Raw genomic sequence first — 23413 nt, forward strand, 5'->3', positions numbered from 1 at the left:
ACGTTAAATATAAATTATCTTTTATTTTTGTGCTTGCCTAATTCTAGGAACTATCAGTCTTTTTCTCTTAATCCAAAACTGTACCTAATTAATATAAATAAAAATAGAAGGGACATGAAATATAAGCATACTACAGAAAAGTGGGTAGGTGGACATATTATGCTGTTGCCAACACTTTTGATATTAACGTTAATGTTACCTTTGGAAGGTTGTGGAAATGGCTTCAATGTCTCTTTTAGTAAAGAGCCTCAAAAAGTTAATAATGATAACACGACTGTTTCAATTTTTGAAAAGGAATTGACAAATAACGGAGTAGAAGATGTAACCAATCAGATGCAAACACCATCATCGGATGCCATAACTTTATATACTCAACAGGAAGTTTTGCCACCCCAAGCAGAAATATTATCACTTGCTCAAGGTTACGAGGTTGGAGCTAACCATTCGTCTGATAAAGATGAATATTCACCTGTTGAAGCTAAAAGCAGTAATGATGCTGTTAATAAACATGAGCAAGCAGGCTCGCTAAGCGTACAACAGCAAGATAGTAAAGCTAATAATAGTACTACTCAAAAATATCTTTTGCAAAAGAGGCGGCATACAATAAGACAAAAGACAACCCCAAAATATAATGAATTATTGGTGGAAGAAAGCAAGATATTAGATAGAATTTATAAGACACAACAAGGATACGAAATTAAATTTTATAAAGTAGGAGATAAACTAAGGGCCAACATTAAGGTAATAAGAACAGGAAAAAATTTGGATTTACCTGTAGCTTCTACATCAGTGAAAGGGGTAGAATTAATTTTAAATCAATTAGCTTATGTGTATAAGTATGGAGCATCTACAACTAACCTTATACTAGTTGCCTCACCATATCAAGATAATGGGTATGGATATATAGGTGGTGTATTGGGAGGTAGTAATACCGGCAATAAAAAAGGCAATACACAAGAACAGAAGAAACAACAAAGTAATCTTGGTAAGAAAGATGCAAAAGGGAAGGGAAAGGCAGAAGAGGAAGAAGAGGAAGAAATGCTAGTAACGGCCCCCTTAGCAAGTGAGAAGAAGAAAAGAGAAAGAGATAGAATGCCTACTTTTGTTTCTCCAAATCCTACGGAAACTAAGCGCCAAAAAGGCAAACAGGAGAGTCAAAAACGCCAATCGAAACCTAGGAAATTATCTTTTGCTATAGATCCTGAAGATGTTATAGATCAAGGACCAACCACAGTAGAAGGACTTAAAAACAACCCTGATAAATTACCATTACTTGAAGAGAAAGCCCATTTAGACAATAGCTTAGAACTTCAACATTTACTAGGAGATTATTATCTAAGTAATTTTTATGATTATATACGCAGACATGAACATACTCCCACCAGAGAAGACAATCAAGACCTAGATCAAGCTATTATATGGTATAAAATGGCTGCCGACCAAGGATACCAACCAGCTCAAATAAAACTTTCAGAACTAAGGAGAAATGATCACTATACAAATCCTAGCCTGGAACTAATGCAAGCATATCACCAAGCTATACAGAAAGCTGGTTGTGACGACAAAGACTTTGAGACTAAAGCTAATCAAACTTCTGGTCGATTGATATTATCAAATCTAATTGCCATGGATCTTAATCCTACTAAAGGCCCCACACAAGCAAAATGGGGCGGACCTTTAGCAAGCCCAGAGACAAACTCTAAAATATATGAAACTTTATATGAACCTTTAGTTTATAAAAGATATGAGGATGGTGTAATGTCGATCGACCCATCTGGAGATGGTCCAGATGAAACAGCTTATGTAGTTATGAAAAGATATAAAAATTATTATTTTATTATAGCGCTAGGTGGGATGGCTGGTAAATACACTAAAAAAGAAGATAATCCTCAAGCTACTGTGGGAAATAGCCCACAAGTTATTGAAAAATTAGTATCAGTTGCTTTAGCAAATAAGGTTAATTACATCCATATTGAAAAAAATAATGATAATTCTTTTGCAAATCTTTTAGAAGGGCATTTAAAAAAAATAGGTTCTGAGATAAAAGTTATCAAATTTCAGCAAAGCACCAATAAAGAGAACAAAATACAAGATATAATAGGGCCTTTATTGGATAATAAGTATTTAATCATTGATAAAAAGGCTTTGAAAGATGATTTTAGTTCTATACTACAACACGATTTAAACTTTAAATTTTTCTATCAATTAATGACTATTGATAGCGAAACTTCTAGTTCCACAGACATAGGTTTTCCTAAACCAGAACATGATGATCGGCTTGATGTGGTAGCAAATGCAATACGCTTTTTACAGAGAAGAATAGAAATTCGAGAAGTATTTCAAGATAAAATAAACCAACTGACCGAAAACGCAGAGCTAGGAGATTTATCGGCACAAGCTGAATTAGGTGAAATATATAGAAATGGGATGGGCGTTGAAGAAAACTACCAAGAAGCATTAAAATGGTATACTAAAGCGTTAAACGAGTACAAAGAAGCATTAAGTGCTAACAAGACAACTGAGCAAAGCGAAGAAGAGAAAAATGACTTTAATAATGTATTATTTGGTTTAGGAGAAATGTATAGAAAAGGGCTGGGAAGTGATCCAAATTATAAGGAAGCATATAAGTTATACCAGGAGCTTGCTTACGAAAATGTAGATGCAAGAGGTTATTATGGATTAGCGAAGCTGTATGAAAAGCATTTGATAAAAGACGAAAGTATAGATATTAATCAAAAAATATTAGGCTTGTACACCGATGCAGCAAGGAGAGGTCATACAAGAGCACAATTTAAACTAGCTACGATTTACCAAAATGGTGAAGCTTGGGGAATTTCAGTAAATCCTAAGAAAGCACTTGGTTGGTATACAGAAGCTGCCTCAAAAGGAGATCGGGAAGCTTGTTTTAAATTAGCAGACATGTATTATAAAGGCGAAGGAATACAAGCAGCAAATTATGAAGAAGCATTTAAATGGTATATGACTCTTGCACCCCAAGGTGAGATAAAGGCGCAGCTTAAGGTAGCTAAGATGTACCGAAAAGGCATAGGAATAAAACAAGACTATATAGAAGCACTTAAATGGTATACGAGGGCTCTTCGCCGAGGAAATGTAAAATCGCAATATAATATTGCTAAAATATACCAAAAAGGTTGGTCAGGGCATAAGGATGAGGATAAAGCATTAAAATATTACGAAAAAGCAGCTAGACAAGGATTGTTTAATGCTCAAGTTGAAGCAGGTATAATATACCAAAAAAGAGAGAATTATGAAAAAACGATTGAGTTGTATAGTAAAGCAACTGAGAATATAGATGCTGTTAAGAATAATAAAAAGTTTGCACATGTACAATTTAACCTCGGATTATTGTATGAAAAGCAAGAAAATTATGATAAAGCATTTCAATATTATGAAAAAGTAGCTTCACAAGGATATGCTAGTGCAAATACCAAGCTAGGTTGGATGTACCAACATGGAAAGGGAGTAGAAATAAATATGGAGAAGGCGCTGGAATATTACAGCAAAGGGGTCCAATTTTAGTAATAGTTTAATTTTCTATAAAATAAGGTACTATATCAGAAGCATCTGTATTAGATTTCTAGTTTTAAAAGTATACTGGTTTAGATTTAAACTGATAAAGTGGAAAAGAAGAAGTTTATTTTAAATTGAGTTAAAAAAGTCAATAATTGCTAATTAGTTGGAACCTACTATATGTTTGCTCCCTAATAATTATGGTTATATTAGCGTAGCTAATATAAGTGATCAAAATCAAGCAAAAAGATTATGGGACAACTATTACATAAATGCGCCAGGACAACAGAGAAAATTCGTAGAGAAATACAGCTATCTAAAGAAAGTATAGCCACTTTAGCCACACGATATGGGGTCAATCGTAAAACAATAGCTAAATGGAAAAACAGAACTTCTTGTCAGGATACACCTATGGGGCCTAAAGTAAGACGCTCTAAGGTATTAACCCAGCAAGAGGAACAAGTGGTTATTGCTTTCAGAAAGCTGACTCAGTTACCCTTAGATGATTGCTTATATACTTTACAAGAAACCATACCTCACTTATCTCGTTCTACTTTGCATCGATGTTTTCAGCGTCATGGCTGCCCTAAGCTAGAGAAAGTGCAGGACAAGGGGAAAATGGCTAAGAAGCATTTTAAAGAGCACCCTATCGGCTATTTCCATATAGATATAGCAGAAGTACAAACAGCTCAGGGTAGACTTTATTTGTTTGTCGGAATTGATAGGACCAGCAAGTTTTGTTTGGCTAGGCTGTATGAATTTGCTTCTAAATCAGCAGCAGTAGGCTTTTTACAAGACTTGATTGCTTTTGTTCCCTATAAGATACATAAAATACTTACAGATAATGGTGTGCAGTTTACAAACATTACAAACAGAAAAGAAGGAGAATTAGCACTCGAGCATATGTTTGATCGTATTTGTGAGCAAGAAGGGATTGGCCATAGAAAGACTCAAGTAGCCCATCCATGGACCAATGGACAAGTAGAGCGAATGAATAGGACTATTAAACAAGCTACTGTTGGAACTTATTATTATAGCACGCATCAGCAGTTAGAGCATCATTTGAATGATTTCTTGTTAGCTTATAATTTTGCCCGCAGACTTAAGGCACTCAAGGGTAAAACTCCTTGGCAATTTATAGAAGAACAATGGGACAAAAATCCTCAGCTTTTTCACACAAATATTATTGCCTTCACTAAGGGACTAAACACTTAGAAAATAAGATAGTATTGTGGCACGACTAAGAGGTTCAGAAAAACAAGCAGCATTTATTAGAAGCACACAGAGAAATGGAGCAGTACAACCAGGTTGCCAGGATATCTACTATGAAGGTACAGTTATAGAGAACCATGCTTATAAGTTATTTTTAAGCATAAAAGGTATAGAGCATACTACTATTACAGCGTATTCCACAAAAATTAATGGTATGAATGAGCGCTTCCATAAAACGATGGTAATCAAGCTTCATGGAGCCATGACAAAGGAGGTTTATGAGCTTAGTAGCAATACAAGATTGAGATGCATGGTTATATCATTACAATTATGAACCTAGTCGTAGTGGGAAATATTGCTAAGGCAGATATCGTTAAAGGCTTAATCTAATATTGCTTTCTTGATAACTAACTTTAATAACCTGCATATACACTTGTGCATAATCTCTATGCATGTCTAAGCCTAACTAAAAGCAAGAAGACTGTCTTCATTATCAAAATCAAATACCTCATCTTCTTGAACCATTTGGTTTCGTTTATAATCGAATAGATAAGCATATTTTTCCTTAAACCTCTGGTTGCGCTCATATTGTCTGTTCTGAATGTCTTCTGGTAGTAACGTACAATATCTATTAAATTGATAAGCTTCTTCTTGAAGGGACTGTACTTTTTGCAGGAATATAGCAGCTAACTTATTAGCTCTAGCTAAGTTCTTAGCAAGGTCTGCTTCTTCTGTTGGTGTTAAACCATCCATCTGTAAAGCCTCCTCTATATAGGCTGCTTCACTTACAGCTTTCATCTGTGCCATTTTATAGGTTTCCTCTATCTGCTTGAGTATATTATGGGTTTGGTTACAGAGCGTCTTATTAATTAGCTCATTAACAATGGCTTCTGCTAATACAACATTCTTTTTCCCAAAGCTCGAATATACGTTATTATGGAGTATATGTTGCTTGATGTAGGGTATTATACCTGTTTCTTTTTGATGATTCTCGATCGTAGTTATGTATTTCGGTTTTCGTAAGCGCACACAGCTAACCATCAACTTAGGTTGTGTATATAGTTGATGACGCCAGCCTATAAATTGCGCCATTGTTTCTTCAAGTTGTCTATAAGCTTCGCCATGTAAAGTAGCATGTCTATCTGCCCGATCCCGTTCTTTTTGTATCAGCAAGGCTTGCCAGTTACTAAGCAAGGTGCCTTCAATTCCATCCATTTCTGTGGCATATATTTTTTCTTTTAAGGGTAGGAACGATTTAAGTTTGAAAATACGTAATAACTCCGCTTCATTTCTAGCTTTCATAAACCAATAGATAGCATGCGCAAGGTCCTTGTCTGTTCCTTGACCTTTTTTATACATAATTCCTAAATAGGTTTGTGAATTTCTATCACCTTGCTTAGCAGCCTTTTCATACCATTTCCTCGCTTTTTCATAATCACGCTCAACTCCTTTAGCATTATAATAAATATAACCTAGACTATCTTGTGCATCTCTGTTGCCTTGGTTCGCTGCTTTAATATACCATTCTATTGCTTTCTGATAGTCTTGTCGAACACCCTTTCCATGATAGTACATATGTCCTAAACTGGTTTGGGCATATGAATTTTTTTGGTTAGCAGCTTTGGTAAGCCATTTGATTGATTCTTGATAATCGCATACAGTACCTTCTTCCTGTTTATAGATGATTCCTAAATTATATTGTGCAACTGTATTGCCTTGATCGGCAGCCTTTGTATACCATTCTATTGCTTTTTCATAATTAGGATCAACGCCTTTACCTTCTTTATATATATATCCCAAACTGTTCTGTGCAGCTATGTTTCCTTGATTGGCGGCCTTTGTATACCATTCTATTGCTTTTTTATAATCACGCTTAACGCCCAACCCTTTTTTATACATAAGCCCTAAATTGGTTTGTGCTAAAGTATTTCCTGCTCGTGCATATGCCTTTACACTACTAACAATCTCTCTATATATAGTATGATCTTTTGCTTGTTTGGAGAAATGTAACAAGAAATAAACATACCGCTCATCCTCTTGAAGTTTTGCTTGTATGCCTTGCCAGCTAAAAGGATCAACGAGGCTTTGCATAAGCGGAGGTATTTTTATTTTTGAGTAACGGGTAATAATTTCTTCCTGTGCGAGGGCATCATTGGTGTTAGCTAATTCAGCCAATTTACTTGTATCCATAGCACTGTACTGAGCAAGAATAATTTCTGTGCTACTTTGTTGGTTGTGTATTGCTTCTGTTTTTGCTTTCTTTGAAGCACTAGCAGATTCTTTTACTCTTGGACGTTTGTTGCTTTTCGCATCATCTTTATTTTCTCTAATAGCAGCTTCATATTGTTTGCTTGCTGTATCTTCTTGCATGATTGGCAGCAATGCAGTGTCTGGGAAGGGTTGTTTGTCAGTTGTAGGGGGCAGCGTTTCAATACTTTCTTGTACTATTTTGCAAGGGCGCGTCAAGAATTCTATGGGACTCTGGTTGGTATTTTTAATCCAGCTTACAGTATGTTGTTGGATAGTAGCACCTGCACTATTCAAAAGCTCAAAAGTGATGCTTACTGCATTAACATCCACAGCTGGTAGCAGACTAAAATTTACAATTAGGGCTTCATCTTCTGTATCTAATACGTTGGTTTGTGTTAAAGAACTTAAGCTTATAGACTTACTTGGTACACTTTTAAGCGCTCTTCCTGAATAACTATAGTACAGCTCGTTCTCACTACCAGTAAGCGTAATTTTTAATTGATACCTATCAAGTCTAGTACTTGTTGCATGTTGAGCAAGGCTAAAGCTAGCTTCTATATTTTTTTCTTCTCCTACTATATTAGTGAAAGGTATTTCCATAACAATATCATTGTCCTCTTGATAAGAGTTGTCTACATTGCTAGTACAAGAAGCCATGTGTAAGGTTAATATGAGTGCTATGCGCCTGCCTGCAATCTGTAAGTATTTTCTTGATATCAATGCCTTCATATAATTATCTATAGTAAGTTAATGGACGTAATTAATCCTTTGCTTCCAAATGGTTATGTTATTTGTGAAACAGAAATCCAAGCATATATCTGCATTGGTTGGGGCCTCTCCATAATATACTTTTATAATAAGCCGGTCTGTAATTAAATTAGATTTAAATACTATTGCAACTAAATGCTTGGGGTAAGTGTTAGGTTTTATAAGCAGATATAAAAATATATTTTACCATTTTCTATAATAAGTAGTTCTTTTCCTCTCACTCGTATTTATGTACTGTGCTGTATAATCTTAAAATTGCTTTCTTTAATTCTATATTTTATAGGTTATAACAACAGCCGCCCGGTAAAACTAGAAACAACTCAGCGGTTATAAATCTCTATACAATTCTAGTATGTTCCTAGATTTCTAATGTTTGATTAGAGGTATGTAAGATATTCACATAATAGCAGTGCCCACTAGTATATTGCAAATTTTAATAGCAGAATATTTTTAAATAACTCCGTTACCTTTAGGTTAAATTATTCATTATTCCTACTAGAATCCTCAAACATGAAAAGATCATTAGCTGAAATATGCTAAATATTAATATCGCGCTTGCAGTAACCATGTAGTTAGAGTAATATGAACGGCGCAAAAGCATATTTTATCCATAATCTGTTTCTAGTTGTTAAGTGTATATATTAACATGTTTATATGTGCCTATTATAGCCAGTATGCTGGATGTATGTAAAATTAGTTTTGATTAAATTTTTCTAAACTTTTATTCAAATTTGTACTATTAGCGTTGCCTTATATATATTCTAAATTAGGATAAGGCTACCTATGCAATTCATATAAGTAGGTACTTGTACATACAGCATAAATACCTTATTTTATATATAAGTATATATCCTTTCTATACCAATTCTTAAAGTCCAGAACCAACATAATCAGCATGAATGAGAATCACTTTTTAAGCCGAAAATGGCTTAATCGTATACTAGTTATAGGATTAAGTTTAACATTAACACTTGGTCTATTACCTCTAGAAGGTTGTTTAGAATTTCAGAATCCAATTATGCCTATGCAACAAGGCCAAGGGAAAATGGATTTTAAATCTTCTGTACAGCAATCTGATAAACAACTTAGCGATTTAAAGGATACTTCTGTAGCGTTAGCTGATGAGCCCATTGCTAACAATGAAGATTTATCAGGTAATCCTATTCAGGAAAAACAAGAAGATGTGGATGCGAGTATAGCTATCCAACCATCTACAAAAACACAAGGAGAACAAGAAAAAGATTTTTTAGTACTAGCTGGTAAGCCTGCAATTAGTTCACAGTATTTATCTAGCGATAAAGCTTCAATTATACAAGAGCAGGAGCCAGTAAATACAACAATTCAAGCCGAGCAGCCTTCTATAAACAGGAACCCTAGTACTTTTCTTTTTCCTAGACATAATAGAACGGCAGCTAGTAAAGAAGACCAGACAGCAGGCATTAAAAAACAGTTAGATACATACGCTATAAGCCAGACAGAAGTATTAAAAGCTAATCAGCACAGAGCTAGCCAAGAGCGTAAAGAAAGTAGCAGCGCAGTAAAATCTCTACAATTAGCTCCACGTTTACGTAGTGAAATTATAAAGCTACTTGCAAGCAAAGGCATTTTAAAAACAGATAAAGTATTACAAGAACTAGGCGATAATGATCTTGTTTGGGTTACGCTTGCTGGTAATAGTATGCTGTCTGTTGCTATAAGCCAGGTTGAAAGCCAGAATAATTTTAATGAAGCCAGCTTTATCAATGCTGATGCTCAAGTGGGGCTGCTACGTATGAGAATCATACAAATGCTTTCTAATGCAGGAAATAAGATAGCTATATCACTAAATAGTAAGATTGAAATTGTCTCAGAAAATATTACCGAGAATAAAGGCTATTGGGCTCATATAAGCTCTCCTACTCAAAATACTAAGGATGGAGGAAGAAGCGGTGAAATTGTTATACAATTTAGAGCAAAAGAATATAAAACATTTTTAAAGCCACAGCAAAATAGGGTAGGGACTACGCAAAGAATTAAAGGCAGCTCGTTAGCAGAAAAAAGCCAAGAAAGAAAAGGGAATAATAATGGATATAGTAACAAAAAGAGCGCTCGGAAAAAATTAGGAGAACAGGAAGTTATAAAAGGCCAGTTATCAGGTAAATCTTTTAAGCTAGGTAATGGAGATAAAGTTACCTTTTACAAACAAGGAGAAGAAAGATTATTGAAAGCAAAGATCAAGAAGAATGATAATAAGGGTAAAAGGAGCGAAGAAGTATTACCTGTACGTATTGCACCTGGTATTAGCTTAAGAAAAATACTTAATGCTGAACAAAAATATATCGATAGATATATAAAAGTTGTTACTCCTAGTCCTACTAGTAAAGATAGACAACCTTATGTAATGATAGGAGAATTCTCTGGGTTAAACGGAGGAGGAGAAGATGATGATATGGATGAAGAAGAGCGCTTTTCAGTTCCAACTACCCCAGATATATCACAAGATAGCTATGAGAATAGAGAAGATGAAGAAAAAAAGATGGATGTAGTAAATGAAGAGGGGGTAAAAGAAGAACAGGAAGATGACTTTTCAGTTCCAACTACGCCAGATATATCGGAAGATAGTTATGATCGTATAGGATGGGGGGATGGTGTAGGTGAAGCAAAATACTTCTTTCCAACTACCCCTGACATATCACAAGATAGCGAAGAACATAGCTCTAACTTAAGTAGCACAATTAGTTCAAGTAGCTCAAGCAGTTCATATAGTGCAAGTAGCACAAAAACAAAGAAAAGGAGGGTAATAGTCAGCGAAAGTGATGGAGAAGGTGAGGATAATATAGCAACAGAGAAGATAGATGATAAAGAAAAGGAGATGGACATAGTACATGAAGGAAGAGAAGAACAAGAATGGGGAGATGATATACTAGTCCCAATTACTCCTGATATATCAGGAGATAGCTATGAGCGTAGAGGATGGGGTGATGATGTAGATGAACGAGAACACTTCTTTCCAACTACACCAGATATATCACAACATAGCGAGGAATATGGGGGTAGAGAAAAGGGATATACCCCCAGCACTACCAGTTCAAGCAGCTCAAGTAGCTCAGGTACTTCAAGTAGTTTAAGCAGCACAAAAACAAAGAAAAAAAGGATAATAGTCAGCGAAGGTGAAGAAGATGAGATGGGTATAGTAACAGAGGAAATGGATGAAAAAGGAAAGGAAGAAGAAAAGGAGATAGGCATAGTAGAGGAAAAAAGAAAACAAACAAACAAAAGAAAACTCCAAACAGAAAAAGGTTGGAAAAGCACATCAGAAAGTAAAAAGCAAAAAAAAGGAACAGATGAGGAGACGATGTTAGAGGATTTTGATAAGCCTTCTAATAATCCAGATAGAAGTAGCAAGCAAGAGATTAGATTATTACTAAAAAAATTACTATTAACAGACATAGGAAATATTCTATCTGTTAAAGACGTTGAAGCGGAAAAAGTATTAAACTTATTTCTAGCTAAATCACCAAAAGAACGAGACGAATTCCTAGCAGCTGCTGAAGATGAGAATAATGCCGAGGGGCAGTTTTTAGTTGCTGAATCCAAGTTTGCAACATCTGGCCGAATTTATCGTGGGCTTAAAAACTCAAAAAAACCTTTAACGGATATTAAGCAACTGCGTAACCTCCTTTATGAATCTATTAGACTCTATATAAAAGCATTTTTTAACGGAGATACTCGTTCTGAATACCAACTTAAATTATTAAAGGATACAAGTCTATTTAATGATATTATTCAAAAGCTTGGAAGAGAAGCGAGTAAAGGAGAAGTAATAGGAAATACTGAAAAAGCTGAAAAAGCACAGCAGTCGCTTACAAGATTAAAGAAAGCAGGATTATATGCTTATCCCTATGAAAATGAGATTAAGGATTTAAAGGATGCATATAAGAAAGCTGTAATAGCTGCTATCCGTCATATACATAGGAAGAAAGGGATAACAGACAAGATGGTTGAGAATGTATACAAAGCCTTTTTACTAGATGCTGTAAAAAGCTTTAGAATGGGTACTACATTTTTACAAATTTCCGATATCGTTTTTATGGATGTTGATCGGTCAAAGGCACCTAAATTTATTTTGTGGGGTGGAAAAAACTCAATGGGACAACAACCTGCTGCCACAGAAATTACTGGGCCATTGTTTGTGTCTAAGAGTACCAATAATTATGATGATGCTGTAATGAGTATTGATACTTCTTCAACCGGCGAGGATGAAACGGCTTATTGTGTAGCTAAGCGTAGCGGAGACTATTATTTTATATTAGCTCTAGGAGGTATGGAAGGAGGATATGTTACTGAACGAAAGCCAGAAGGTCATAGTGACAAAGTTGCTGAAGCATTAATAGAAATTGCCTTAGAATATGGGATTAAAACTGTAGTAGTTGAGCATATCCATGAAAAAAGTTTTATCAACACTTTACAAAAAAAGTGGGTAGAAAAAGCATATACTTTATCGTTGGATGTTAACAATTTAAAATTTGTTCCAGATATACCAAAAGGAGAAAAAGAGGAACGAATTAAAAATGCGCTTTGTCCTCTATTAAGTGAACACAAGCTTATTATGCATAATCAGGCTCTTATAGAAGATTTGAAGCCAGTGCCAACAAAGGAGTTACATTATAAATTTTTTTACCAGCTAATGGCTATCAGGTTAAAAGAATATAAAGATATTGCAGGAGGTTTGCTAAAGCCACAACATGATGATCGGCTAGATGCTGTAGCTGCTGCAATTGATTATTTAAAGAAATCTGCGAAGGAAAAGAAAGTTTTCGAAAACAAATTGAAAGAGACTGAGAATGAAGATAATCCCAATTATGTTAAATCGCTATTGTATGTAGCAAAGAGATATATGAAAGGAGATGTAAGCACGACTAACGGTGGTATACAGATAGTAGAAAAAGATTATAAACAGGCACTCAAGTTTTATGAAAAGTTTTACCAAGTTTATGAAAATATAAAAGATAAGAGCAGTATTGAAAAGAGCCAATTTAAGCATGATTATTCAGAAGCATTATTTAGTATGGGCAAGCTATATGAGCATGGTTGGGGAGACCTACCTAAAGAGCCAGCTAAGGCAGAAGGTTTTTATATCCAAGCTTCTAACCTTGGAAATGCAGCGGCAAGTTATAGACTTTATGAGAAATATTTAAAAGATAAAGGTAAATCTGAATCTGAAAGAGTAAAACAGATAAGCAATTTAATCGATTTGTGTCGAAGAGCAAAAATAGAATTTCCAGACGGCCAAGAGGAGTTAACAGACTTTGAAAAGGAACGAAAACAATCTGAAGCAGCTAGGCGATATAAACTTGCTAAACTATATGACACATTATCTACTGAGCAAAATGGTACATTGGAGAAAGATAATTCTAGAAATAAAGCACGTAAATTCTATCTAGGAGCATCTAAAATTGGCAATAAAAAGGCACAATATAGATTGGGTATTCTATATCGCAACGAGAATAATCTAAGTGATGCATTTAAATTATTAGAGGAAAGTGCTAAACAAGAATATATGCCTGCACAAAACATATTAGGGCAAATGTATTACGAAATTAACGCTGACAAAGAAAAGGACTATCCAGAAGCGTTTGGTTGGACCTTGCGGGCAGCATTACAAGATAATCCAGCAGCACAATGTAGGCTGGCTAGAATGTATAAAAATGCCCATGGTGTAAAGAGGCCCAATTATCAACTAGCGCTTAAGTGGTACTTAAAAGCTGCTGGACCTAGTCTTAAACTTAAACAAAAGGATGAAGCAAGAAGAGTCCAAGTTTATGCACTTTATAAATTAGGTAAGATGTATGAAAAAGGGCGTGGGGTAGAACCACCAATAAAAGATTTCCAAAAGGCAAAAAAATATTATATCGACGCTAGTAATTTAGGACAACTGGAGAAAGCACAATTTAACTTGGCTAGATTGTATGAGGATGAAGGAAATGCAGGTTTTGCAAACGTGTTTTATATATCAGCAGCAAAGAAAGGGCATAAAAGGGCAAAAGAAAAAGTAAATTTAATACATAGTGAATATGAGAAACAACTAGCAATCTTAAGACAAAGAAAGCTTGAAATAGAGGTGATGAAGCTAAAGGCAGAAATAGGACGGTTGACACTATCACCCCAGGAGGAGTCAGGGTTACAAGAGAAAGAAAAAGACTTATTAGGAAAAGAAAAGGATTTAGAGGAAAAATTAAAAGAGTTAGTTTTAGAAGATGCGAGTGTAACATCACCTGTACAAGTCAAGATTTAAACTGACAGACAGATTACAACAGGGGATGCAAATTGTCAGCATACTCTAGCCTGTCTGGTGTGCTAGAAAGATACAACAACTCGTTGTTCTTTTCCAAGGCTAAGTGCTTACTGTCTTTAAAAGTTTGCATAGGCGTTTTCCCATAACAATACTTTCCACTATGACTTCGCTCATTGTTGTAGTAATATAACCACTCATCCAAATCACGCTGCAATTCTTCTAAGCTGGTATATATCTTTTTTCTCATAGCTGTGTCATAAAACTCAGTCTTCATTGTTTTATGAAAACGTTCACACATGCCATTAGTCTGTGGTGAGTAGGCTTTAGTAGTAGTATGTTCTATTCCCTCTACACTTAAGAACAGCTCATAAGCATGATTCTCTAAGGTTCCTTTATATTCTGTGCCTCTGTCGGTCATAATACGCAAAACAGGTATTCCTTGCTCAGCATACCAAGGCAATACCCGCTCATTTAAGATATGAGCGGAAGTTATAGCTGTTTTTTCTGTATATAGCTTAGCCTCTGCTACTCTAGTGTAAGAGTCAATATAAGTTTGTCCATATACTTTACCTATACCTTTAAAATTACCCACATAATAAGTATCCTGACATCCTAAGTAGCCTGGATGAGCCGTCTCTATCTCTCCATGGGCTTCTTGAAGCTGCTTCTTATTCTCTAAAGCTTTTAGCTGTGCTTCTGTTAAAACCATACCATCTTGAGCCATCTTAGCTTCTAAAGCTGTTAATCGCTTTTTAAGGTTGTTTAGATCATTGCGAAGCCATATAGATCTTACTCCTCCAGCAGATACAAGTATACCTTGCTTTTTTAGCTCATTGGACACTCTTTCTTGTCCATAGGCTGGATATTCTATAGCCATATTCAGTACTGCCTTTTCTATAGTAGGGTCTACTCGATTGGCAAGGATTGGCTTTCGACGTGTTAATTCATAAAGCCCTTCTTCACCACCCTTCTCATAGAGTTCCTTAAAGCGATAATAGCTATCTCGGCTATAGCCCATGGTCTTACAAGCTGAGGATACATTGCCTAACCTTTTTGCTAACTCTAATAAACCCAATTTAGGTTTTATGATTTTCTGGTTTAAGTTCATTTTCTTCTCTAGTTTAGTTTTTGGTTTACTCCAAGTATAATAAATTTTATTGTACCTGTCAGTTTAAATCTAAACTAGTACACATCAACTTCACAAAGCTAGGTTCGTAATTTAAAACTGCCTGCTGTACTTGGTAGAATTATTAATTGTGGTGTAGGCTATGAAGAATCCATGACGGAGAAACTACAACAGATAGCTTTGCTTTAAATAGGCTTACTTATAAGATTAAAAGTCCAGGATGGTCTAACATAATAAACCTTATTAAAAAAGACGTAGTGAACAAGGCATGGAATATTTTCAACATATGGATAAGTTTATTTCTATATATAAAATCATATTCTCTTAAAGCTACTAATCTGCATTAACTTATTAGAACGATTACTAATATAAATGTTGATTGATACAGCAATTTCTTGCTTATAACCAACTTATTTCAGAGTTCAACTTATTATTCAATAAGTTGAACTCTGTTGTGTTTGGTAGGAATTCTAGATCTACCTATTTCACCAAGCATTTAAGCCTTACATCTTGCTCAATATGCATAGGATATGCTAGGTATAGTAGATGTCTTTTATACCGTATATGGTTCTTCTTAAGGAAAACAATATTGCTAAATATTGTAACGGTATCTGCTCGCCTTTTAGCAATAAAATCTTGCTTGCTATAGGTTAAATTGAAGCTTTGCCAGGATATTACTAGTGTGCAATGCTCTAATCAAACATACAGATTATGTATTTATATTTACGTAATTACATTGTAAATTGTAATGCCTTCAATCTATATCATGTATGCAAAATTCAAAGGTTATATCTTTTCTTAAAGAAATAAGCAAACCTTTTAAAGTTCACCTAGCTGTATTTACGGTTGCTGCTATTTTACAAGCTGTTGAGGTAGTGTTGCAACCATTTATTGTAAAACTCCTGATTGATCAAGTAAATGATATTGCGTCTAGAAAATCTCCTATTGTATCTATAGCCAAACCTATTGTATGCTATTTATCAGTGGCTTCAGTTATGGCAATCTCTTCTGGTATTCATGAATGGGTGCATTCAAGGTTTATTGCTAATTTTAAAAAGAATATTGGAGCACGTTTAATGGCCTACCTTTTACATAAGCCCTATGCTTTTTATCAAGGCCAATTTTCAGGTGCCTTAGCTAACAAGGTCAATGATTGTATAGGTACTATTCCCCGTTTAATTAGGACTTTCTATGATGATTTCTTTAGTGATGCTTTGGCTTTACTTATTTCAATATACACACTCTGGCAGGTGAGTCCTTGTTTTGCCATTGCTCTTATCATATGGGTTACAATGTATCTTCTTGCTTGCATAAAATTAGCTCCTAAAGTTAGGCTGACTACCAATAAGGTAGTCAGTGAAAGTTCTAAAGGTATGGGACATATCAATGATATTATAACAAATATTGTAAATGTTAAGTTGTTTGCTAAAGAAGTAAATGAACATAAGTTTGTTAAATCTAATTTCGAACGCTGGGCTGATGCATATGGTAAACATGCTAAAATTCTTGTTGGTTTATATATAGCTCAACTATCAACATTTGTCTTGCTTCAAGGTGTATGCCTTTTCTGGCTTTGCCAGGGACTTGCAAAAGGCAGAATTACTGCTGGTGATTTTGCCCTTATTTTTATGATTAATATTTCTATTAACAGGTGCTTGTTTGGCCTTTCACGTACCATTGCTGATTTCAATGAAAATATAGGAACACTTACCCATAATTTACAAATTATTGAACAACCTAATGAACCTAACACAATTCTTGATAAGTTGCCTTCAAAGCCGCTCCATATTCCGGCTGGTAGAATAGTTTTTGATCATATGTATTTTAATTATAAAGGGACTGCACCTTTATTTGAAAATATTTGTGTAGCTATTGAACCAGGGCAAAAAGTAGGACTTGTAGGTGCTTCTGGTAGTGGTAAATCAACCTTTATCAATCTGATTTTGAGGTTTTATGAACCAACAAAAGGAAGAATTCTTATAGATAACCAAGATATTAAAGAAGTTAGTTTATCTTCTTTAAGGAATCAGATAGCTCTTATTCCACAAGACCCATACTTATTTCATAGAACCTTGAAAGAAAATATACAGTATGGCCGCCCAGACGCTAATTCTGAGGCGGTTGTCCAAGCAGCGAAACAGGCTTATGCCCATGAATTTATTGTAAAGCTTCCTCAACAATACAATACGCTAGTGGGGGAGCGAGGCACTAAACTTTCTGGGGGACAAAGGCAGCGAATAGCTATTGCAAGAGGCTTGCTAAAAGATGCGCCTATTATTATTTTAGATGAGGCGACTTCTCAATTAGATTCTATTACAGAAAACTATATCCAAGGATCTTTATGGGATATTATACAAAATAAAACTACGGTTGTAATTGCTCACCGATTAGCTACCCTGTTGCATATGGACCGTATTCTTGTATTTGATAAAGGAAGGATTGCTGAAGATGGAACGCATGATGCATTACTTGCAAAAAATGGAATTTATAAATCGCTTTGGGATAAACAAGTAGGTGGTTTTCTGCCTAGCATGCCTCATTGTTCATATTAATTGTTATTAGTATACTAGTTCTCTCGTTCATGTTGTTTGCCCTAACTTGTCTAATCTTTAATAATTGTTTTATATAACTGTTGTAAAGCATACCTTAGCAAATTGTATTAATAACTTACTTAACTTCATGTTTGACTATATTATTGTAGGGCAAGGGCTTGCTGGTACAGCACTCGCTTGGCAGCTACTAAAAGCTGGTAAGCAGGTACTTGTAATTAACAACCAGTATACTAATCAATCTTCGCAAGTTGCTGCCGGTATTTATAATCCCATTACAGGCCGTAACCTAGTAAAAACCTGGTTAGCCGATGAATTGTTTCCTGCCTTAGTACAATTTTATGAGAGTATATCAGCTGAGTTATCTATAAAGTTGCTATATCCTATGCCTATATTTAGACCATTTTTAGATAATCAAGAAAGTATAATGTGGAGGAAAAGGGCTTTGGAAGATAGATATAAGCCTTTTTGGGAAGAAGCAATTGGTGATTATCAAGAAGCCGATATCTTTAATCAGTATGGTGGTTTTATTATCAAACAAGCAGGATACGTGGATGTGCCTTGCTTCTTAGCAGCAACTCGAACTTATTTACAATCAAAAAATTGCTATATAGAAGCTGATTTTGATTATGAGAGGTTACAGTTATTATCTGAAGGTTCCGTAAACTATCAAGGTATTCAGGCAAATAAGATTATTTTTTGCGAAGGGCCTCAAGTGGCACTTAATCCTTTTTTTAACTATTTACCTTTCCGTTTTGCCAAAGGCGAATTGCTGAAAGTGCAATTGTCTAAGCCAATAAAGGTTATCTATAATAGGCGTGTTTTTATATTACCCCGAACTAGAGACCAAGCGTTTGTTGGTGCGAGCTATGAATGGGAAGACTTAACCTTACATCCTACAGAAAAGGCTAGACAAGAATTGGAAGATAAGTTGAGGCAGCTTACTCGACTTCCATATAGTGTATTCGGCCAGCAAGTAGGTATTCGGCCAGCTACTGTTGACAGAAGACCTTACGCAGGTTTACACCCACAATATCCTCAACTAGGCATATTCAATGGGCTAGGTAGCAAGGGTATATCTTTAGCACCTTATTTAGCAGGTGAGTTTGTAGAATATCTTCTATATGGTAAGAGTTTGCCAGTAGAAGTGCGGCTGGATAGGGTAGGAGGTATAGGTACTTGTTAGTACTTCAATAGGGATTTATTTATTGCTTTATTATAAGTAATCTCCTTTGTATGATATACTAGACATAACGTCATATATAATTATTTAAAGCTTGCTGTGTAATCCAAGATCATTACCATATTACTAGCATTAGTCATAAGCTTGTCAACATCTTTTTTAACGGTAAGCTGCCATTGAGCAGCTGTTGAGACATCCAATGATTGATTGTCTACTGAAGCCGAAACAGTTTCTTTAGCATTATTCTTTTTCAAGGTAAAATCTAGAGGACTAGATGCTCCAGTGTTTAGCTCTAGTTTAGGCATATCAGTTATCTTTTTTCCTGATTCAGTTAATTTTAATACAATGTTTATACCTGTAACTTGATAATCACTAAGGTTAGGTCGAAATACTTTTGGTCCTACGTAAAAATTCAAGGATTGACTATGTTGTATAAAGCTATACCAGGCACTTGCATACTCTTGTCCCATGCTCAGTACTCGGAAACCTTTAAACTCCCCTAAAGCCTTCTTAACTCCATCTTGAAATTGTTGCCCGCCTGGTAGTGCTGTATATTGTAAATGAATGACAACATCAGTTAAAGATGCAAAGTCGATTGGGTTAGCATTCTTAGTCATATCTAATCGCCAACTAGAAACAGCACCTGTACCTTCGAAAGGCAAATAGCGAGCATCTTCGAAATTAAGTACAAACAAACCACTGGGGCTGTTGAAAAAGTAATTAAGAGTTTTAAATTAAGGTCACAGCCTAATTTTAGCGTATATGTTATGGCAGAATAAAAATACTAATTATAGCACGAGCCCAGTAGATGATAATCACTTACTTTCTAAAGTCAATAAGTATATAGATCTCTCCTTTACCCATCAGTTAGTTATAGCCTCTTATAATAGCAAGCATGGGCGTCCCTCGATAGACCCAGAGATTTTCTTTAGGATGCTTATGATTAGCTATTTTTATAACATTAACTCTGATAGAAGAGTATGTCAAGAGATACGCTACAATGTAGCTTATAGATGGTTTTGTAAGCTTGGATTAGAAGACAAGGTGCCTGATCACTCTTACTTAAGTAGAACCAGAAACAGATTTGGCGAAAAAGTATTTGAAGCGCTTTTTACTACTATACTCAATTTATGTCGAAAGCATGGCTTGTTGGAGAGTAATAGTGTGATGACAGATAGCACATTAATCAAAGCTAATGCATCACTAAATTCTTTAACTCCTATCGAAGCTAAAGCAGCAGCCTATGAGAAAGTAGCAAGAAAAGCTGCTATAAATAAGCTTGGGCCGCCTGCTAGTAGGAGTATAAGCAACAGCACGCATATAAGCAAAACAGATAAAGATGCAAGCTTGGCTCAAAAGGAAGGGAGCCCCAGAGAGTTAAAATATAAAGTTCACAACTCAATTGATGCATTGAGTAGAGTAATAATTGATACAAAGGTTACAACAGGCAAGACCCATGATTCTCAAGTGTATATAGAGAGGCTAAATCACATTAGAGGAAAGTATGCTCTAACTATAAAAGAAGCTATTGCAGATAGAGCTTACGGATCAAGAGCGATCATAGAGACTTTACAGAAAGAAGGTATAGTGACCTATATACCACTCTTTAGCACTAAAAGTGGTAGGTCTGTGCAAGAAGCTTATCAAGCTGGGTTTGTCTATCAAAAACAGAAGGATCGTTTTGTATGTCCTGAAGGCCAGTATTTAAACCCTTATGGTTATATGGCTAATGAGAGTAAGTATTATAGGTCAAAATCATCCATTTGCGCTATGTGCAAGCAAAAAGATGCTTGTATTGCTTCAGCTAAGAAAAGTAGGCCATTCACAAAATATCTTATCAGAAGCATCCATCAAGAGTTGTTTGATAAGACTCTTGAAGCTATGCAAGAACCAACATTCATTGGTAAGCTCAAAGAAAGGATGTGGAAAATAGAAGGTATTTTCGCTGAAGCTAAGCAATTACATGGGTTAGGTAAAGCTCGCTATAGGAGTTTGGAAAGAGTGCAAATACAAGCATATATGATAGCTGTTGTACAAAATATTAAAAGAATAATTAAGCAGCTTTTTTATGTCTTTCTTCATTTCCTTAACATGCCTAATAGAATATTTTTAACATATACTTTTTCAACAGCCCCCACTGTCATTTAAGCCACGCGATATGGCGACTTGTTGATTAGCTCGTACATCTACACGTAATACATCAGATTTAGGCTGTTCTATATCTTTACCATCTAATAGATATTCAGCCCCTTTTATATCTGCTTGTAATAATGTCTTATTAGTTGTTTGTGTAAGGGTAGCATGTATATTCTGGTAGGGGCCTAACAGTGCTGGCAAGGATATGGCAATACTTTTAATTTGGCGGCAGTAGTGACCTAGATAATCATAGTCAAAGTCTCGCTCTGCTAAGTCAAAAGTACAACTTCCTGTGTCTTTTAAGGATTGAAGTGCATTTGGATCTAGTTGCGCTAATGAGATTGTTTTTTCAATTTCTAATTTGCGCTCGTCCTGGTCCATATATGCTTTTTCCATCCGCTGTAAGTCTAGCTGTAGGGCTTCCCCTGCTACCAAGCCATGGTATAAATCGTTCCAAGAACCAGCATGTATAAATGTTTCTCCTATTCCTCGAATAGCACCACCCCCTTTAGGAAGGGATAGCTGAGAAGCTTTTATTTGACTTTGTCCTAATTGTTTTGGCATGGGATGAGGTCAAATTATAGTTGAGAAAATAATATGAAGATTAATTTTTAATTATTAAAGCATATGCAATATAAATTTTAATAAGAAAAATATTCAATCACCGGACAAGTAACTAACCATGGTGCTTAGTAAAATTGTAGTATGGTTTAAGTTATTGAAGTATGATATTTTATTTAAGCATTCTAAGATCGTTTTTTATAAGAGCAAATAACCCTTAATGTCCAAAGTAATGGGTATTAACGATGTGTATTTACTTGTTTAGCACTCGAGCTTGTTTAGTATAGCCTTTTAATATTGGCGTATGAAAATAGGCTAACTATACTTGTATGGTTGCATTTATAAAGGAACTGTAACATATTTAGTCATGATTAAGTAATAATTTTTTTGTGCTGGAAGCTTATTGTTTTAGTGTATGGTGTATGTCTCATTTTAAAACTTTATAGCCATGGATTACAGAAAATTTAAATATATACTTTGCTGGTTGTTATGCATTAGCATAAAAGCTTTAGCAGTTACCCCTCAATTACCTTTATCTAATCCAAGTAGTCATGAAAAATTCAGGATCCTCTCTATTGATGGAGGAGGAGTACGAGGTGTCATACCAGCCAGAATCTTACAGGCTATTGAAGAACGAACTGGAAAACCAATTAGCGAGTTATTTGATTTGGTAATTGGTACCTCAACAGGGGGATTAGTAACCTTAGGTTTAGTAGTTCCTGACGATGACGAACAAGGAAAACCTAAATATAAAGCTGCTAAGTTAGTTGAAATTTATGAGCAAAAATCTTCAGAAATATTTAAGTATTCCAAACTTCGTAACATAAAAACTGGGATGGGATTATGGGGACCTAAATATGATAGAAAGCATCTAGATGATATTCTAAAGGATTTTTTTGGAGATGCCAAATTGAGTCAAACGGTTAAGCCTGCTGTTGTTATTTCTTTTTCTTTAGATGTTGGACAGCCGGCAATGTGGTCAACACACCATGTGCGGGATGGTAAAAAGCACGACTGTTACTTGCATGATGTTGCTGGTGTTACTAGTGCAGCACCAACTTATTTTGCTCCAAAAGTGTTTAAAAATTTGCATGAGGATCATGAGGATATAGTACATGAGATAGATGGGGGTGTGTGGGCTAATAATCCCGGACTAACAGCCATTAGAGTTCTTAGCTTTATGGAAGAGGAAGACCGCCCTGATAATAAAGATATAATTGTGGTTTCAATTGGAACAGGAACTTTTACATCAGATAAAGAACATCTCTTACAACAAGCTCATAAATTGAACAAAGCAGGTATTTGGGGTTGGATGATCAAAGCTGATCCAAATCTTATTGAAATGATGATGGCTGCCAATAGTGACTGGTCAGACAATATGGTATCACTGTTATATCCTAATAGTCATAGGGTTCAGATTGAGATTCCTCAGAATTTAATTAGCATGGATAATCCTAAAAATGTGGAGAAATTAAGACAACTAGCTGAAAAATATATAGCAACCGATTCTTTTAAAGAGCTATGTAATAAACTAGTACAGCCTTAATCACTATCAAGAAACTGATAAATTCATTAAAAATCTGATTGTTGAAAACTTATCTGGGAAACAAAGAAATATCTATAAGGTATTTTAAAGTGTTTTTAAAATCTTTACTTTATCTAATAACACGAAAATTTGTGTGAATAAAATTTTTAAGCAGTATTACAAAGAGCTTGCCTAGATAACAGGAATAAAGCCAAAATCCTTCCATTAAAAATTTGCTAGAGTCATAGAAATCGCAGCGGGTCTATTGCCTTTTTCCAAAGCTACATGGTTGCTATCT

11 protein-coding genes and 1 pseudogene are annotated in these 23413 nt (G+C 35.2%); 8 read left to right on the forward strand and 4 right to left on the reverse strand.

The features are described 5' to 3' along the window. The first annotated feature begins 114 nt into the window (after positions 1 to 114). The 3 genes and pseudogenes from AASI_RS04875 to AASI_RS04885 all read left to right on the forward strand — a co-directional run. The gene (locus AASI_RS04875; protein WP_012473077.1) at positions 115 to 3540 is read left to right on the forward strand and encodes a tetratricopeptide repeat protein; all 3426 of its coding nucleotides are present in this window, start codon (positions 115 to 117) and stop codon (positions 3538 to 3540) included. Positions 3541 to 3783: 243 nt separating this feature from the next. Continuing rightward, complete coding sequence (locus AASI_RS04880; RefSeq protein ID WP_012473078.1) at positions 3784 to 4746, forward strand: IS481 family transposase; 963 nt, start codon at positions 3784 to 3786, stop codon at positions 4744 to 4746. A 109-nt stretch (positions 4747 to 4855) separates the two neighbouring features. Further along, a pseudogene (locus AASI_RS04885) lies at positions 4856 to 5102 on the forward strand (IS481 family transposase); the annotation flags it as partial. 103 nt (positions 5103 to 5205) lie between these two features. On the opposite strand, the gene AASI_RS07685 reads toward AASI_RS04885, so the two are convergent. After that, positions 5206 to 7722 carry an SEL1-like repeat protein gene (locus AASI_RS07685; RefSeq protein WP_012473079.1) on the reverse strand — a complete coding sequence of 839 codons (2517 nt, stop codon included), beginning with the start codon at positions 7720 to 7722 and terminating at the stop codon, positions 5206 to 5208. Between the two features lie 934 nt (positions 7723 to 8656). Between AASI_RS07685 and AASI_RS04895 the strand changes: the two genes are divergently transcribed. Beyond that, on the forward strand, positions 8657 to 14035 hold the full coding sequence (locus tag AASI_RS04895; protein WP_012473080.1) for an SEL1-like repeat protein: 5379 nt from the start codon (positions 8657 to 8659) through the stop codon (positions 14033 to 14035). A 13-nt stretch (positions 14036 to 14048) separates the two neighbouring features. Here AASI_RS04895 and AASI_RS04900 read toward each other — a convergent pair whose 3' ends face one another. Continuing rightward, a complete protein-coding gene (locus AASI_RS04900) occupies positions 14049 to 15143 on the reverse strand; it encodes an IS481-like element ISCaa12 family transposase (RefSeq protein WP_012473063.1) in 1095 nt (364 codons plus the stop codon). 788 nt (positions 15144 to 15931) lie between these two features. Here AASI_RS04900 and AASI_RS04905 point away from each other — a divergent pair. Both AASI_RS04905 and AASI_RS04910 read left to right on the forward strand, forming a co-directional pair. Continuing rightward, complete coding sequence (locus AASI_RS04905) at positions 15932 to 17713, forward strand: ABC transporter ATP-binding protein (RefSeq protein WP_012473081.1); 1782 nt, start codon at positions 15932 to 15934, stop codon at positions 17711 to 17713. 127 nt (positions 17714 to 17840) lie between these two features. After that, positions 17841 to 18896 (forward strand): NAD(P)/FAD-dependent oxidoreductase, encoded by a 1056-nt coding sequence (locus tag AASI_RS04910; protein WP_044282831.1) that lies wholly within the window; start codon positions 17841 to 17843, stop codon positions 18894 to 18896. A gap of 80 nt (positions 18897 to 18976) precedes the next feature. Here the strand turns inward: AASI_RS04910 and AASI_RS04915 are convergent, their stop codons facing one another. Further along, complete coding sequence (locus AASI_RS04915; protein ID WP_044282832.1) at positions 18977 to 19588, reverse strand: Tc toxin subunit A-related protein; 612 nt, start codon at positions 19586 to 19588, stop codon at positions 18977 to 18979. Positions 19589 to 19655: 67 nt separating this feature from the next. Between AASI_RS04915 and AASI_RS04920 the strand changes: the two genes are divergently transcribed. Then, positions 19656 to 21041: an IS1182-like element ISCaa15 family transposase gene (locus AASI_RS04920; RefSeq protein WP_012473083.1), complete on the forward strand. Its 1386-nt coding sequence runs from the start codon at positions 19656 to 19658 to the stop codon at positions 21039 to 21041. On the opposite strand, the gene AASI_RS04925 is transcribed toward AASI_RS04920, so the two are convergent. Further along, positions 21018 to 21593 (reverse strand): Tc toxin subunit A-related protein, encoded by a 576-nt coding sequence (locus AASI_RS04925; RefSeq protein WP_044282833.1) that lies wholly within the window; start codon positions 21591 to 21593, stop codon positions 21018 to 21020. The genes AASI_RS04920 and AASI_RS04925 overlap by 24 nt on opposite strands. 445 nt (positions 21594 to 22038) lie before the next feature. Here AASI_RS04925 and AASI_RS07690 point away from each other — a divergent pair, with 445 nt between their 5' ends. Beyond that, entirely contained in the window at positions 22039 to 23136 is a 1098-nt protein-coding gene (locus AASI_RS07690) for a patatin-like phospholipase family protein (RefSeq protein ID WP_012473084.1), read from the forward strand. Positions 23137 to 23413 lie beyond the last annotated feature (277 nt).

Origin of the sequence: Candidatus Amoebophilus asiaticus 5a2 (assembly GCF_000020565.1) — a bacterium.
Lineage (GTDB): Bacteria > Bacteroidota > Bacteroidia > Cytophagales > Amoebophilaceae > Amoebophilus > Amoebophilus asiaticus.